Source organism: Paenibacillus hebaui (assembly GCF_051934385.1).
GTDB lineage: Bacteria > Bacillota > Bacilli > Paenibacillales > Paenibacillaceae > Paenibacillus.
Window position 1 is genome coordinate 2,968,544 of the sequence record NZ_CP196836.1, and the last position, 19,333, is coordinate 2,987,876.

1 protein-coding gene is annotated in these 19,333 nt (G+C 47.7%); it reads left to right on the forward strand.

Annotated elements, in window-relative coordinates; genetic code table 11:
* Nucleotides 1–58: 58 nt before the first annotated feature.
* Nucleotides 59–19,291, forward strand: a complete 19,233-nt coding sequence (locus ACR32F_RS13330; protein WP_440119143.1) for a non-ribosomal peptide synthase/polyketide synthase — start codon at nucleotides 59–61, stop codon at nucleotides 19,289–19,291.
* Nucleotides 19,292–19,333: the final 42 nt, after the last annotated feature.

Here is a 19,333-nt window from a genome sequence, read left to right on the forward strand (position 1 = left end):
TTTCATCCCATGTTTAGCACAGCTTAGGTACGATCCAATAAGGAGATGATATCGGTCCATGAAGGCAAAAGTCGAGAAAATATACCCATTGTCCCCGATGCAAAAAGGAATGCTGTTTCATGCGCTCGAAAATCCGTCTGAAGATGCCTATTTTGAACAAACGGTACTGGATATACGCGGGGAGATTCATCCCGAAATTCTGGAGCAAAGCTTTAATCATTTGCTTGAACGACATGAAATATTGAGAGCCTCGGTTCATACCAAATTGGAGGAACCCGTTCATGTTGTGCTTTCGCGGCGGCCCATCGGGTTTACCTTTCAAGATCTAAGGGGCAGGTCAGACGATGAAATCGCTGCCTTAATGCAAGATTTTATGGAGAAGGATCGTGCAAAAGGATTTAATTTGTCCAAGGATAACCTGCTTCGAATCGCTCTTGTTTGTACGGGTGAACAGCATTTCCAGATGATCTGGACGTTTCACCATATGATACTGGACGGCTGGAGCATGGGCATTCTCTTCAATGAATTACTGGATATATATGCTGACAAATCTAATGGCCTACAGTCTAAAATGGCAGAAACCCGGCCTTATAGCAATTACATGAAGTGGCTCCAGCAGCAGGACCAGGAATCGGGTCTTGGGTACTGGGATCATTATCTGTCAGGATACAGTGAGAAGACCGGCCTGCCTTCGATAAACCGACCAACAAGTGAGATGACCTTCTCCAGAAAAGAGAAGAAAATAGAGTTTTCCCAAGCCCTCACCACAAAAATGAAAGAGATGGCGCAGAAACATGCCGTGACACTCCACACCGTCATTCAAGCGATGTGGGGGTTTCTGCTCGCCAAATATAATGACAACGAAGATGCCGTCTTTGGAACTGTTGTATCCGGAAGGGATGCAGCCGTTGATGGCATTGAGAATATGGTTGGTTTGTTTATCAATACCATTCCTACACGTGTCACCTTTTCCGGAGAGCAACAATTTGTGGAGCTCATGAAAAAGATTCAGTCAGACGCCTTGAGCAGTCAGGCGTATCAATATTTAAGTCTGGCCGAGGTGCAGGCCCGCACTGAACTCAAACATGATCTGCTTGATCATGTCGTTGTGTTTGAGAATTATGCTCTGGATACCAGGAAGATGGCAGAGAGGTCCAATCTGGGCTTTGAAATCAGCGAGATTACTGGAGAGGAACGAACCAACTATCCGTTTACAATGGCTGCTGGACTTGGAGAGAAATTAACGCTGCTACTCATTTATGATGAACATGTCTATGAACAGGCTCTGATGGATCAGATTGAGAAGCATATGAAAACGATTATCCATCAAATTACGTCAGATGAGAGTATCCAGATCCAGAACATTACTTTGGTCGGGGATGATGAACTTCTGACGCTTGAGCGGCATTCCATGGGGGTTGTGACGGATTATCCCAAATGGAAAACCATTCCCCAGCTTTTTGATGAACAAGTCCAGAAAACGCCTCATGCCACCGCCCTTATTATGGATGATGTGCACATCACCTACTGTGAATTGCAGGAAAAAGCGGATCAAATGGCATCCCGGTTATATCAATTTGGGCTACCCGAGCAGGCGGTGGTAGGACTGCTGGCAGACCGCTCGGTAGACATGATTGTGGGCATACTTGGGATTCTGAAAGCAGGGGCGGCTTATCTACCCATGGACCCGGGTTGGCCGGAAGAAAAAATAAGTCATATGCTTCGGGACAGCAGGGCTGCGCTGCTCTTGACACAGCCCGAATGGATCAGCCAGGCACCTCCAGATTTTCTAATGTTACCGCTGAATGCCGACTACATGGATCATATGCCTGCAGTCATGGAGATGGCGGCTGCCACACAGTTAATGGAAGCGAAGCATGACAGTGAGAGCTGCGTGGAAGATTTGGCCTACATGATTTACACGTCAGGCTCAACCGGATTGCCCAAAGGAGTTATCATCTCTCATGCAAACGTAATTCGGGTTGTATGTGAGACGGATTACATCGATATCTGCCCGGAAGATCGGGTATTGCAGCTTTCGAATTATGCGTTTGACGGATCTGTCTTTGATATTTTTGGCGCACTTTTGAACGGAGCCTGTCTGGTTCTGCTCAAACAGGATACGGTTCTGGACACTCAAGCGCTCGCTGAAGTTATCGTTCGTGAGAAAGTCACGGTTTCTTTCATGACGACCGCACTATTTAATCTGCTCGTGGATCGTGAGCCGGAGTGTCTCCGCGGCTTCCGCAAAGTATTGTTTGGGGGCGAGCGGGCATCTGTGGCCCAGGCCAGGAAAGGGCTGGATATTCTAGGCCCGGATCGCCTGATTCACGTATACGGACCAACAGAAAGTACGGTATTTACCACAGCTTATCCCATCAGGTCCATCGAAGCAGCGGTCACGAACCTTCCCATCGGAAAACCGATTGCCAATACTTCGGTCTGGGTGATGGACCGATACCAGAATCTGGTTCCAGCTGGTATTCCAGGGGAATTATGCATTTCCGGAGATGGTTTGAGTCTGGGGTATTTGAATGACAAGGAACTGACCGATTCCCGATTCGTTCCACATCCCTTGCTCAAGGGAACACGGATGTATCGAACAGGGGACCGGGTACGCCGGTTCCGAAACGGCGATATTGAATTTCTCGAACGCTTGGACCACCAGGTTAAATTGCGTGGTTACCGCATTGAGCTGGGTGAGATCGAGTATGTTCTGCTGGAGCATGAAGGGATTCGCGAAGGGATCGTAATGACGAGAAAAGATGCAGCAGATCAGGACATATTGATTGCATATCTAAAGGCTGATCCAGCGCTGACGACCACCGGGATTCGTGCGTATGTATCGGAGCGCCTGCCGGACTACATGGTCCCTTCCTATTTTATTCTGCTTGATGAGCTTCCCTTAACAGGAAACGGGAAGGTTGATCGCAGGGCACTGCCTGAACCGGCAGATTGCATAGAGCATTTGAAGCATGACCAATATGAAGCACCAAGTACCGTGCTGGAGGATCGTATTTGCACCATATGGAAAGAAGTTTTGGGGGTGCAAACTGCCGGAGTTCATGATCACTTCTTTGAATCCGGCGGTCATTCACTTAAAGCGACAGCACTGACATCACGAATTCACAAAGAGATTCAGGTGATGGTGCCGATTCGACAGCTTTTCCTTGCGCCAACCATCCGAGGTATTGCCCATTACATTGAATCTGCTGCCAAAGAGGACTATCTTTCCATCCAACCGGCCGAATCAAAGCCCTATTATGCACTCTCTTCTGCTCAACGCAGACTTCATATGTTGCATCAGATTTCGGATACCGGAACTTCATATAATATGCCTGCAGTGATGAAGGTATCTGGAAAACTGGACGTGGTGCGATTTGAAGAGGCATTCCGGCAATTGGTACAGAGACATGAGTCATTCAGGACGTCCTTTGTCATTGTGGATGGCGAACCCGTCCAACGGATTCATTCACATGTTCCGTTTGCTGTCGAACATTTTGAACTGGGAAGCCGATCTCTGGAAGAAACGCTTTCGAATCGAATTCGTCCATTCGAACTGGACAAGGTCCCGTTAATGCGGATCGAACTCATGAAAATCAGTGAACAGGAACATGTAGTCGTGATGGACATGCATCACATTATTGCAGATGGTGTGTCAACGGGGGTGCTTGTTCAGGAGTTCCATGAATTGTATGAGGGGAAATCTCTGCCTGAGCTGAAGTTACAGTACAAGGATTATTCTGAGTGGCAAAAGGATTGGTTTAATAGTGAAGGACTGAAGACACAGGAAACCTACTGGCTTAATCGATTTGAGGGAGAAATTCCGGTTCTTCAATTGCCAACAGACTGGCCAAGACCGCAAGTATACTCTTTTAAAGGAAACCGGGTGCAATTTGTTTGTGACGAACAGCTCACACGTGAACTGCATCAATTGGCCAGAGATCATGAAGCAACATTATATATGGTACTGCTGGCCGCTTATACAACTTTACTTTCCAGATATTCAGGACAAGATGACATTGTCGTGGGATCTCCGATTGCGGGGCGCAAACACGCAGATCTCCAACAGGTGATCGGTATGTTTGTTAATACACTTGCCATGCGCAACTATCCTGTAGCGGTAAGGTCCTTTAGTGATTTCCTTGGAGAAGTGAAGGAAAATGCATTACAGGCATACGAAAATCAGGATTATCCGCTTGATGAGCTCATCAACAAGCTTCATGTCTCAAGAGACAGAAGCAGAAACGCATTGGTGGATACGATGTTTGTGCTGCAAAATCTGGAGCTTGAGCGTACATCCGGACAACAATGGGGCGATTTACACGTTGAGCCTTATGAGACGGAGCTACCCATTGCCAAATTTGATCTGACTCTTGCTGCTGTTGAACAGAATGGCCAACTTGAGTTTGAACTGGAATATTGCAGTGATCTGTTCTCACTTCAAACGGTTGAAAACATGAGCCATCACTTTATTCAATTATTAAAAGGGATATTAAGCAATCCCCACGGCAAGCTGGGTGAGTTTGAAGTGGTATCTGAAGAAGAGAAGCAAATGCTGCAGCACGTCTATAATGATAACGCCCGCTCTTATCCACTGCACCAAAGGGTATACGAGTGGGTTGAACAATATGCTGTACGAACACCTGATCAGATTGCGGTAGTACATGATGGCAGAAGCATGACCTACCATGAGCTGAATGAAGCGGCGGACTTAGTTGCAGATCGCCTGCGTCAGCTTGGCATAACCAGAGAAACGGTCGTTGGTATTATGATGGATCGGTCTGTAGAAATGATTGCGGGCATTCTCGGTATTATGAAATCAGGAGGAGCTTATTTACCACTGGACCCATCAACTCCGGTTGAGCGAATCCGGTACATGCTTCAGGATAGTGGAGCAAAACTGGTTGTGACCCAGAACCATGGGTCAGATCGGCTCAGGGCTGCTGATTCCAAATGTGTGGCACTCATTCTGGATGAGGCAGCATTGAAGGATTGGAATGCTGCAGAATCGCTTGGGATTCCGTCTGAGACTGATTCCGCAGTGATGACGACAAATCCTGACGATTTGGCATATATCATCTACACGTCAGGCTCTACAGGTATGCCAAAGGGGGTACAGGTTGAGCAAGGTGCCTTGACCAACTTTTGTTGTGGATATATAGATGCTCTACAGTTAACCGAGAGAGACCGGGTTGCCAACTATCTCCAAATGACCTTTGACGCTTCGATTAGTGAAGTTTTCCCTGCACTGATGTCAGGGGCCACACTTCATATCATTCCGACCGAGCTGAGACTGGATATATTGAGGCTGAATGAATACTTATTGGAGTATGGAATAACGATTGCAACGTTCTCTTCCAAGGTATGTGAATCATTTGTTGAACTGTCCAATTCGTCTTTGCGTTTGCTAGTTTCCGGGGGAGAACAGCTCAAACTTCATACCCTTCCGAATTACAGGCTGATCAACGCTTACGGACCAACGGAAAATACGGTGGTTACCACTCTGCATGAAGTTGATTCCATAGAGGGTGTCATTCCTATAGGCAAACCTTTTACGAATACAAGAATTTTTATTTTGAATGATCATCTTCAATTCTGTCCGACAGGTGTGACCGGGGAGATGTACATTGCTGGTCAAAGTCTGGCACGGGGTTATTTAAATAATCCTGAACTGACAGCCGAGAAATTTGTGGACAACCCGCATGAACCCGGCAGCAAAATGTACCGGACAGGTGATCTGGTGCGCTGGCTGCCTGGTGGCAACCTGCAATTTATGGGGCGTACCGATCAACAGGTGAAAATCCGTGGCTACCGGATTGAGCTTGGCGAGATCGAACAACAGCTGCTGAAACATCCGGTGATCCGGGAAGCAGCGGTGCTGGACCACCAGGACCCGCAGGGAAACCGGGCGTTGTGCGCCTATGTTGTAGCCGAAGGCGAAGCAGCGTGGACAGCCGCTACCGTTCGGGACTGGCTGGAAGCGGAGCTGCCGGATTATATGATCCCGGCCTATGTGGTGCAGCTGGAGCAGCTGCCGCTGACATCCCATGGCAAGCTGGACCGCAAGGCGTTACCCGAGCCGGATCACCATCTGTCTGCCGGACCGGAGACGGAAGCACCGCGCAACGAGGTGGAGCGTCTGCTGGTGGAAGTCTGGCGTGACGTGCTAAACATGGAGGAGCTGGGCATCAATCACCAGTTCTTTGTCTCCGGTGGAGACTCCATCAAGGCGCTCCAGATCGGATCACGTCTGGCCCGGGCGGGGCTGCGGATGGAGGTCAGGGATTTGTTTGCCTATCCGAAGATTCGGGACCTCTCGCCGTATGTGAAATGGGAGCAGCGCGAACGGCTCGACCAGGGGCCGGTGGAAGGGGAGGTGCAACTGACCCCGATTCAGGAGTGGTTTTTTGCGAACAATCCTACGGAACGAAACCACTTCACGCAGTCCTTCATGCTGCACCGGGCGGCCGGGTTCAAGGCAGAAGTGCTTGAGCAGGTGCTGGATCGGCTGCTGGAGCATCATGATGCGCTGCGCATGAGGTATGAGATACAAGCGGACGGCAGCATCCGTCAATTCAACCGCCCGGTGCATACCGGAGAGCGGATGTATACCCTGCACCGGTTTGATGTGCGGGGCTGGGCTGAACCGGATCGCCAGGTCTATGAAGCGGCTACCGGGGTGCAGCAGGCATGTAGCCTGGAAGAAGGCAAGCTGGTGCAGGTTGGGTGGTTTGAAGCCGAGGATGGAGACCATCTGCTGCTGGCGATTCATCACCTGGTCGTGGACGGGGTATCCTGGCGAATCCTGCTGGAAGACCTGGAAGTGTTGTATCAGCAGGCGGAGCGGGGAGAAGAGCTGGATGCAGGTGAGAAGACCGACTCTTACCAGCGCTTTGCGGAAGCCTTGCAGGATTACGCAAACAGCCCGCAGGCCGCGAAGGAACGAGCCTACTGGAGCAGACTTGCAGCGGAGGGGGCTGGACTGAATCTGGGAGAACGGGAGGAAGCGGCAGGCCCGGATCGATTCGCGGACAGCCATACCCTGCAAAGCACCCTGAGTGCGGAAGTCACCCGGCAGTTGCTGCGGGAGAGCAACCGGGCCTACCAGACCGAGATCAATGATCTGTTACTCAGTGCGCTGTACCTCGCCGTGCGGAAACTGACGGGTGAGCTGAAGCTGAAAGTGAATCTGGAAGGACATGGCCGGGAGGATGTGCTGGAAGGCATCGATCTCAGCCGCACCGTGGGCTGGTTTACGACCCTGTACCCGGTGCTGCTGAAAGGTGAAGCGGAGGACGAACTTTCAACCACCATCAAACAGGTGAAAGAGGGATTGCGCAAGGTACCCCATAAAGGCTTTAGCTATGGAGCGCTGAAATATGTGGCCCGGATGCCAGAGTTGCAGACAGAGCGCCCAGCATCCATCTCGTTTAACTATCTCGGCGAGATGGACGGAGCCATGACTGGGGAAGCCATGTTCCGGGAGTCCCGGTTTTCTGCGGGGCAAACGATCGGTGGCCATATTGCCCGAAATAACCCAATCGAACTGAACACCTTCGTTTCCGGTGGGAAGTTACATCTCAACGTAACAGCAAATCAAACTACGGTGGACATGCCGCTCGTAAGCCGGTTTGCAGAGACATTTTTCGAACGATTAACGGAAATTGTGGACCATTGCTTGTCTCAGCGTGAAACGACTTATACACCTTCCGACTATGGCGATCCAAGCCTTGCACTGGAGGAGTTAGATCTTATTAAGTCAGCCTGTCCGGGCGTGATAATTGAGCGGATTTATCCGTTAACCAATATGCAGCAAGGCATGCTCTTTCACGCGATGGAAGATGCGTCATCAACTGCGTATTTCCAGCAAACGATCATGGAGATTCGCGGGGAAGTGAACCCGGATTACTTGCAATCCAGTTTCAATGAGCTCATGAACAGACATGAAGCATTGAGAGCTTCATTTATACATCGAGATTTGGAAGAACCGAGACAGGTCATTATGCAAAACCTCACCATTGAATTTGAATTTCAAGACTGGACAGCTTTGGAAGCAAATCATTCAGCAGCTCAGTTGGAAACTTTTTCACAGCAGGATAAGGCTCGCAGTTTCCGTCTGGATACACAGCCACTTATGCGTGCAGCTCTGTTTCACACCACAGATCAATCCTACACCCTTGTATGGAGCCATCATCATATTTTGCTGGATGGATGGTGTCTGGGAATTATATTATCCGAGCTGTTACAGATCTATAAGGCCAAACTTGAGAATAAGGCGCACAGCCTGAAGGAGCCGAAACGATATCATCATTACATGGAATGGCTCATTCGTCAGGACAAGGATGAGGCCAAAGCGTATTGGAGACGTTATCTGGAAAATTATGACACGAAATCGAGTGTTCCAGGTTTGCTTCTTACAGAGAATGCTGTTCCGTATTTGCGAATAGAACAGACTATATCACTGGGTCAGAGGTTAACTCGCCAATTAAACGAAATGGGTGCTCGCTATGGTGTAACGTTGAATACCGTCATTCAATGTATATGGGGTCTGGTGCTGGCCAGATACAATGATACAGAGGACGTCATATTCGGAACCGTTGTCTCTGGCAGGGAAGCGCCAGTTGAAGGCATAGAAGAGATGGTTGGGTTGTTCATCAACACCATTCCCGTTCGGATTGGTTACCAGCATCAGAGGCATTTTGGCGACGTACTCCAGGCTGTTCAGAAACAAGCTGTTGAAAGTCAGCGATTCAATTATTTGAATCTGGCCGAGGTTCAGGCATTGAGTGAACTGAACAAGGAATTAATGGATCACGTCTTCGTATTTGAAAACTATGCCTTGGATCATGGGGCTGTTCAACAATCCGGCAGTGGGGTTGGTTTTGAAATTACCGGACTGCATGCGGAAGAACAGAGCAACTACGGATTCCTGGTTTCAGCAACACCTGGTGAGAGCCTGACCCTTGTGATTACGTATGATGGCAATAAATATGATTCATCCATCATGGAGCGTATGGATCAACATCTCAGGAGTGTGGCAGAACAAGTCACTTCAGTCGACCATCAACAGCTTACAGACATTCAACTCGTGGGTGGTCAAGAGCGTGAAATGCTTCTGAATTCCTTCAATAACTCTGATGCGGATTACCCGCGAAATATGACCATTCATGGGCTGTTTCAGCATCAAGTTCGCCGTACACCTGATCGGATCGCTGTCCGGGATGAGCATCGTCATATGACGTACTTGGAGCTGAATGAGCGTTCCAATCAACTGGCTCGTACGTTGTTTTCTCTTACAGGAGGAACAGAGCAATTCATAGGGATTATGGCGGATCGGTCCATCGATATGATTGTTGGCATCATGGCAATATTAAAAGCGGGAGCCGCATATGTACCTATTGATCCTGTCTATCCGGATGAGCGTATTAGTTATATGCTGGAGGATTCGGGCATTCACCTGCTTGTGGTTTCTGCAAAAGGGATGGATCGTGGACTTCATCGGGGTTCATGCGTTGTCTTGGAGGAAGAGAACTCGTATCACGTGGATGCAGGAAATCTGGAGACATCCGTTCAGCCACACGATCTCGCCTATGTGATTTATACCTCAGGCACGACCGGGAATCCCAAGGGAACACTGATTGAGCATAAAAATGTCGTACGTTTGTTGATCAATGATCGTAATCGATTTGATTTCAGCGAGAACGATATATGGACGATGTTCCATTCCTTCTGTTTCGATTTTTCGGTGTGGGAGATGTATGGAGCACTTCTGTACGGGGGTACATTACTTATCGTTCCACAACTGGTCGCCCAACAGCCTGAACAATTCGTGCAATTATTAATCCGTGAAAAGGTAACCGTCCTGAATCAGACGCCATCCTACTTTTATCGGTTGATGCATGAAGAGGCAAAACGTCCGAGGAAGGAACTGACTTTGCGAAAAGTCATTTTTGGTGGAGAAGCGTTAAGTCCGTCATTATTGGCATCATGGTATGAGCGTTATCCTTCTACAAAGTTAATTAACATGTACGGAATTACGGAGACTACGGTTCATGTTACGTACAAGGAAATCACCCCATCAGACATGCAAACGGGCAGAAGTAATATAGGTCAGCCCATCCCGACACTCAGGGCGTATATTCTGAACCAGTATCGCCAATTGCAGCCTGTAGGATGTGCAGGTGAGTTATACGTTGCAGGAGAAGGGCTTGCCAGAGGATACCTCAATCGATCCAGTCTTACGGAAGAACGATTTGTTGAAGATCCGTTCTATCCTGGTGAGAAAATGTATCGTTCAGGCGACTTGGCCAGATGGTGTGCAGATGGAAGTATGGAGTACCTGGGCCGAATGGATCATCAGGTCAAAATTCGGGGATATCGAATTGAATTAGGTGAAATCGAACATCAGTTGCTTCAGCTTCATATGGTTAAGGATGCATTCGTTGTAGCCAGGGCAGATGAAGAGCATACACAATATATTTGCGCATATATCACCATGAACGGGGAAGCGGATGATCTGGTTACGCAACAGATCAGACAGCAGTTGTCTCTGCAATTGCCCGATTATATGATGCCAGCCTACATTGTGAAGATGGAACAATTGCCACTGACCTCTAACGGAAAAGTGGATCGCAAGGCGCTGCCAGCCCCGGAAGCGGGCATGTCAACACTTGGGGGTTATGAAGCTCCGGGAAGCAAGATGGAAGCGGAATTGCTTGCACTCTGGCATCAGCTTCTAAATAATGACCGTATTGGCGTAAGCCACAATTTCTTTGAAGTTGGAGGGCACTCGCTGAAGGCTTCAGCTCTCGTATCTCGTGTCCACAAGGCATTCGGTGTGGCCATACCATTGAGACAAGTATTTGCAACGCCAACGGTCAGAGCCTTGTCCAAATGGATTGATTCTGCTCGTTCCAGCAAATATGACACGATTACCAAAGCGGAAACCAAGGAGTTCTACCCGCTCTCGTCTGCACAAAAAAGACTTTTTATTATCCATCAGATGGAAGATTCGAGCCTGGCCTACAATATGCCCTATGCCATGAACATATCAGGCAATCTGGATGTGCGCCAATTGGAAAGAGCCTTTCAGGATCTGGTCAAGCGTCATGAATCCTTCAGGACTTCGTTCCATATGGTTGATGGACAACCTGTTCAACGAATTGAACAACAGGTGGAATTCAGCATCAAATCTCGCGGGTTGGGTGAACAGACTTTAGAAGCATGGCAGGCGGAATTTGTACGTCCATTTAATCTGACTCGGGCTCCGTTGCTGCGGGTGGAACTTATGCAGAAGGGGCCTGAGGAATACATTCTGATTATGGATATGCATCACATTATTGCGGACGGTGTATCCATGGGTGTCATAACCAGGGAACTGAGCGCCCTGTATGAAGGACAAACGCTTGAACCATTACAATTGCAGTACAGGGATTATGCCGAGTGGCAAGCACGGTCCAGAACAACGGAGGTAATGCAGGTACACAAGGACTACTGGCTCAGTGCTTATCAAGGGGAAATTCCACTTCTGGATCTGCCTGTCGATTATGCAAGACCGCAACACCGCAATTATGAAGGTGAGCTGTTCCCGTTCGAGTTATCCGAAAGTGTGTCGATGCGGCTGTCTCAATTGGCTCAAAAAGAGGGCGCAACATTATTTATGCTTCTGCTTGCTGGCTATACAACACTGTTACATCGATACACCGGGCAAGAGGATATTATCGTGGGGACGCCGGTAGCGGGCAATACACAGCCGGAGCTGCAAAATGTAATCGGTTTGTTCATCAATACACTGGCACTTCGGAATCGTCCGGCAGGCACGTTGACGTTCAGGGAGTATCTTAACACGATCAAGGAAAATACACTTCTGGCCTATGAAAACCAGGATTATGCATTCGATGAATTGGTGGAACACCTTGCCCTGGCAAGAGACATGAGTCGAAGCGCCTTGTTTGATACGATGCTGGTATTCCAGAATTATGACAGTGAGGAACTTGCAATAGAGGGAGTTCAGTTCAGTTCACTTCCTCCAAGCAACATCCGATCCAAATTTGATATCACCTTAACCGCAATGGAGGCTGAGGGCCGGATCAAATGTGTGTTTACGTATTCCACAGAGTTGTTCAAGCGTGAAACAATAGAGCGCATGGCAGGCCACCTGACTGAATTGCTGGAAAATATCAGCAACGATGCCGCGTTGCGGTTGCAGGATATTCCATTCATCACATTAGAAGAGACAAATTCCATTATGCAGCTATCCTGTGGTCAGCCTGTGCAATACAGAACAGAAGCAGCTCTAATTGAACTGTTCGAGGAGCAAGTGAGGAAGTCATCCAAGCAACGTGCCGTTGTGTCGGGGGAAGACGAGTTATCTTATGAAGAGTTGAATCGCAGGGCTAATCAACTGGCCCGCTCGCTGAGAGCAAAAGGAGCTGCACCGAATTCGGTTGTCGCCGTAAGTGTTAATCCATCCGTGGCCATGGTTACAAGCATGCTTGCTGTCCTCAAAACGGGAGCGATGTATTTGCCGATTGATCCTGAGCAGACGGTGAACAGGACCAATGCCATTTTGAAAGACAGTCAGGCTACCGTTCTGTTAGTGGATCATCCGTTGTCCAAGGGGATGCATTTCAGTGGCGAGGTGTGTCAGGTTAACGACGTCGTAATCGAGAACCTAGACTATACGGATCTATCTCTGCCCACTTCACCTGAACAACAGGTGTATATGATCTATACTTCTGGGTCAACAGGTACTCCAAAAGGCGTAATGGTCCGTAACAGAAATGTTGTCAATTACACACAATGGTTTATCCGCGAGACGGGAATTTCTGCGACAGATCGAACCATGCTGATGTCTTCCAGTGCTTTTGATCTGGGATACACAAGTGTATTTTCAGCCCTGTTGCAAGGCTGCGAGCTCCATATTCCAACCAAGGAAGACTACACCAATCCGGCCAGAGCACTACAAATGATGGCTCAGCAGCATATCACATTCATCAAGCTGACACCTTCATTATTTAATCTGCTGCTCCATGATCCTGCATTTGCAGAATGGCAGCCTGTGCTGCGGCTGGTTGTGCTGGGCGGAGAGAAAATAAATACAACCGATGTGGAAAAGTACCTTCAAGAGTTTCCAAACAGCCGGATCATGAATCATTATGGTCCAACTGAAACGACGATTGGTGTAGTTTTTCATAAGATATCGTCTGAGAACGTTCGTTTCTTTACGCAGCAACCGGTTATTGGCAGACCGATTGATAACACTGCCGTATACGTGCTTGATAATTATAACCATCTGGTGCCCCGGGGTGTATTCGGTGAAATTTGTGTTTCGGGTGAAGCGGTATCCAGCGGGTATTTCAATCAGGCAGAAATGACCCGAGGAAAATTCGTTGAAGATCCATTCAAGCCGGGGCAGATCATGTACAAAACGGGAGATCTTGCCCGTTGGACACATGATGGTGAGCTGGAACTGGCAGGTCGGAAGGATAATCAGGTGAAAGTGCGTGGTTACCGTATTGAACTGGATGAAATCAAAAAACAAATGCTGCTTCTGGAAGGTGTACACGAGGCAATTATAGTACCTAGAGCAAACCAGGACAATTCTGCCGTGCTCTGTGCCTATTTCACCGCAAACAGAACGATACCATTGGACGAAATTCGCGTTCATCTGGGTATCGAATTGCCGGAATATATGATTCCTACGCATTTTATGCAATTGGATACCTTGCCTCTGACCGGCAATGGGAAAATCGATGTACGTGCACTTCCCGAACCAGATGCAAGCACTGGTGGAGAGACGGTTTATGAGGCTGCAAGAAATGAGGAGGAGAGCCTGCTCGTTTCGATATGGGAAGAGGTGCTCGGCTTCAAGCCAATAGGCATTCACCATCACTTCTTTGCTTCCGGTGGTGATTCCATCAAGGCCTTGCAAATTATATCCAGACTGTCCAGAGCTGGCAAAAAGCTGACCATGAAAGAGCTATTTGCCAATCCACAGATCAAGTTACTGGGACGTTATATGAGAGATGATTCCCATGTAAATCGGATGAAGCAGCGTGTGACGGGTCCGATTGATCTTACACCCATTCAGAAGTCTTATTTTACGCAGCATCACCGTACAGGAATGAACCACTTTAATCAGTCCTTGATGTTGTACCGCAAGGAAGGATTTATGCCAGAGACAGTCCGGGAGGTCATGGAAGGGTTAATGATGCATCACGATGTCTTGCGGATGTCCTATCGTGAGGAAAAAGGCAAGGTGGTGCAGGCCAATCTCGATTATGAAGCAGGTCTTTTCCAAATGGACGTACAGGATATGACAGGTCTTGATGAGCAGGAATTGTACATTAGGGTGCAGCAGGCTGCCTCCAACATACAGGAATCGATTGAAGTTTTCGAGGGGCCTCTGGTGCGAGCCGTCATTTTCAGAACCGATCAGGGAGATCACCTGCTCATTGTAATCCATCACCTGCTCATTGATGGTGTATCCTGGAAAATTCTGCTGGAGGATTTAGCAGTAGGATACCGGCAGCTTCTGGAAGGACAGCGTCTTTCTTTTTATCCGATTACTGATTCTTACCCGTACTATGCATCTTTCCTGAAGGACTATGCAAAGGGAGGGCGTCTAGCGAAGGAGCGTGCGTATTGGATCAAGACGGATCAGGAAGAGGCCGGCTTTCTTCCAAGGCATGAAGTTCATCTGAATGAATACCGTTACGGTGATAATCGAATGTGCAGTGTATCGCTGGACCGGGAGATGACCACTCAACTTTTGCGAGAGACCAACCAGGCCTACTATACCGAAATTAACGATATTCTGCTGGCTGCTTTGGCTCTCTCCATTAAGGAATGTGCAGGAGCGAACAAAGTTAAGGTAACGATGGAAGGTCACGGTCGTGAACTAATGGGAGATGAGCTGGATATCAGTCGTACGGTTGGTTGGTTCACAAGCAAATATCCGGTATGTATCGATCTCGGAAATGAGGAAGGGCTTGGCACAACGATCAAGGAAGTAAAAGAGCAGCTAAGAAGAGTTCCAGCTAAAGGAATTGGTTACGGAATATTGAAGTATATGACCAATGAATTGCCAACGTTGAAAGAACAGATACCGCTCCTGTTGTTTAACTATTTGGGACAGATGGATCAGGACATCAATAGTGGTCTGTTTCGTTCTTCCTGGCTGTCAGCGGGCAATTCGGTCGGGGATGATGTCATTCGGGTCAATCCAATGGAAGTTATTGCATATGTGGCTGAAGGTCAATTGATGATTAACATCACTTACAACCACAGGTTGTTTGATGAATCCATCGTAGAGAACTTTGCGACAACCTACAAAAAAATGCTTCAACGGGTCATTGGACATTGCGCGCAGCAACAGCAGGCCGAAAAAACGCCATCCGATTATGGAGATCCGCATCTAACCCTGCAAAATCTGGAGGTCATAACGCAAAAGTTCGGCACAGAGCGAATTGAGAAAATCTATCCTTTGGCCAACATGCAGCGCGGGATGCTGTACCATGCACTTGAGAATCGCGGGGACAGGGTTTATTTTGAGCAACTGATCATGAACATCAGAGGAAACCTTGACGTTGTCCTACTTCAGGAGAGTCTGAACATATTGATGCAACGTCACGAAATGCTTCGTGCTTCCATTGAATACCATGTTACGGAAGAGCCGCGGAATATCATTTGTCAAAACCGAAGGGCTGCTTTTGTATACCGAAATCTTCGAGGTTTGCCAGAACAGGACAGAGGTACTCGTGTACTGTCAGCTGCGTTGGAGGACAAACGAAAAGGCTTTGATCTTGGAAAAGATACACTGGTTCGATTTGAACTGCTGCAGACCGATGAGGAGCAATACTCGTTAATCTGGAGTAACCATCATATCTTGCTTGATGGCTGGGCAAGAGGCATCATTCTTGCAGAACTGGTCCACCTGTATGAGTGCAAACGTTCTGGGAAGAACCTTCAACTCCACGAGCCTGTACCTTATAGTGAATATGTGGAATGGTTGCAGGCGTTAAACAAGGATGAAGCCATCTCTTACTGGAAGGATTATCTGGGGGGATACGAGAACAAGATTCAACTTCCAGCAGGATCTTCTCGTTCATTGAACGAGGGGGCCACTCCACAGGAGCATCAATTCCGCATTTCCAGACAGCTCACGAAGCAAATGAATGACCTTGCCAACCGGAACCATGTCACATTTTATACGATTATGCAGTGTGTCTGGGGAATCATGCTTGCCAAGTACAACGATACTTCAGATGTCGTATTTGGAACGGTGGTATCCGGGAGAGAAGCGCAGGTAAGAGGGATCGAAAACATGGTTGGTTTATTTATCAACACCATTCCTGCACGCATTCAATGGGATGTGGGACATACCTTCAAACAACTGGTTGGAGAAATGCAGGCCTTATCGATTGAAGGGAGTCAGCATCACCATCTGGGTCTGGCTGAAATTGCGTCTTTGAGCAGTCTGAAAAGAGATTTAATCGATCATATCATGGTTTTTGAAAATTACTCGGTGGATTCAAGTCTCTTGGAACAGGGCGCGAACGATATTGGGTTTGTCATTGAGGACGTCCATAGTCAGGAACAGACGAATTATGGTTTCAATCTGATTGCAATACCTGGTGAAGAGCTTGTAATCAAGTTTGCTTATGATTCCAGCAAGTATGATGAATTCCTGATGAAAGTCATGGAAAACCATATGCTGGCCCTGCTGGAACAAATAGTGACAGACGAAAACATGCGGGTCAATGATATTCAAATCATGACGAAACAAGAGCAGGTCATACTGATGGACCAGTACAACGATACGGCATCAGCCTATCCGAAGGGCAAAACGATGCATCAGTTGGTCGGTGAACAGGCCGTCAAGACCCCTGAACATGTCGCCGTAGCTTTGGGCTCTGATGTGCTGACCTACAGACAGCTCGAAATAAAATCGAATCAGTTGGCAAGACATTTAAAAGCTATCGGTGTTGGGTCAAATTCCATGGTAGGCATTATGGTTGAGCGCTCACCCGAGATGATTGTTGGCATTCTGGCTATTATGAAGGCGGGCGGAGCGTATGTGCCCATTGACCCGGAATATCCCGCAGAACGGATTGAATTTATTCTGGAGGATAGCGGTTCACCGATCATATTGGAAATGGGAGAAGGCCATACCGGGTTAGGCAGAACATCCGTATCGATTGATGCAGATTATAGCCATTATTCAGCAGAACCATTGGAGCAATATGCTGGACCGGAGGATGTAGCGTATATGATCTATACCTCAGGATCTACCGGGAAACCAAAAGGCACAATGATTCCGCACAGCGGTCTGATCAACTATATTTTCTGGGCGAAGGACGTTTATTTGCAGAATCAGGAACTTGATTTTGCTCTGTACTCCTCCTTTGCGTTTGATTTGACGATCACTTCGATCTTTACACCGCTGGTTACTGGAAATAAAATAGTGGTATATCCAACAAGCGGAGATGAACCGGTGATCCTGAATGTATTCAGGGATCGGCAAGCAGGCGTGGTTAAATTGACACCATCACATCTGAATCTGATTAAGGATATGGACAATACCCGATCCAGTATCAAGTGCCTGATTGTAGGCGGTGAGGACCTGAAATCGGAATTGGCTCGGGAAGTATACGAGAGTTTTGGAGGCAAGGTTCAGATCTTTAATGAATACGGGCCAACAGAAACGGTTGTAGGCTGCATGATCCATCCGTACAATCCCGAGACGGACACGAGAATCTCAGTACCTATTGGGAAACCTGCTGCAAATGTGCAGTTATATGTGCTGAATAAACATCAGCAACTGCTTCCGGCTGGTTCGCCAGGGGAACTATACATTGGAGGTGATGGAGTATCCCGAGGATACTTCGGACGTCCGGAACTAACGATGCAGAAGTTTGTACCCAATCCGTTCAAAGAAGCGACTACCCTATACCGGACAGGTGATCTGGTGCAATGGTTGCCAAATGGCGACATGGAATTCCTCGGACGAATCGATCATCAGGTGAAAATTAGGGGATACCGTATTGAGCCGGGAGAAATTGAGCATCGTTTGCTGCAACAACCGGAAGTTAAAGATGTAATTGTGACCTCGCGGCAAGATGATGCTCAGCAAAGCTATCTCTGTGCGTACATCGTACCTGTAGACCCGAGTAAAAAGATGGACATCGTTCAACTGAAACAGGGATTGCTTTACGAACTTCCCGCATATATGATACCTGCATTCTTTGTTGTAATGGATCAGCTCCCATTGACGGTGAATGGAAAAGTGGACTTGAAGGCATTGCCTGAGCATGAGGGTAGTGTGACAGCTCTGCAATCCTACACACCACCGGAAACAGAACTGGAACGCCACATGACAGATATTTGGGAGGACATTCTTCCAGTGAAGCCGATTAGCATACATGCAAATCTGTTTGAGATGGGTGCGAATTCGTTAAATGTGATGTCTTTTGTATCCCGTTTGTACAGTCTGCTGAATTTTAGAATTCCGTTTAAGGATATTTTTGAAAAACCGACCATTGCTGATCTGGCGAACTTTGTAGAGAAGGCCAAAGATCTCCTGGAGGACTACACCGAAGATTGCATGCAGCTAACCCGGACAAGCGAGAATAATCGGATTGTTTTCTGTTTTCCTCCCGCTGCTTCCATGGGTATTGCATACATGACACTTGCTCAGCACCTGGACTCGTTTGGAGTTTACAGCTTTAATTTCATTACTTCAGAAGATCGGATTGCTCGTTACGCCCAAATGATGATTGATATTCAAAAGGAGGGTTCGTTCACACTGATGGGTTACTCCTCGGGTGGAGTGCTGGCCTTTGATGTAGCCAAAGAGCTTAACCGCAGAGGATATGAAGTGCGTGACCTGATTATACTGGACTCAAAATACCGAACAGAAGTGGAAGAGCATCGTCTGACTGAAGAACAAATCAGGCAGGAGATTCAGCAAAAGTTCAACATGAGTCAATATCAAGACCTTGAGAAATTGGCGAATGACTATTTGCTGGAGCTGATTACGAAATCTTACCTGTATGTTCACGAAGCCATAACCTTTGGTACGATTGATGGTAACATCAGTTATGTGACTTCAGGACTTTTGGATGCCAATGCTTCGATTGCATTGTGGGCCCAATCCACCACAGGACAATTCCGACAAGTGAAAGGTTACGGCAAACATATGGAGATGATTGACAAAAACTATCCGGAGATTGTGAAACAGAATGCAACGCTCATCAACGAACTCTTGCTGACAAGTACTAAATAACATTTCAAGGTTGGCGTTTCGTGAGTCAGAAACGCCAACCTT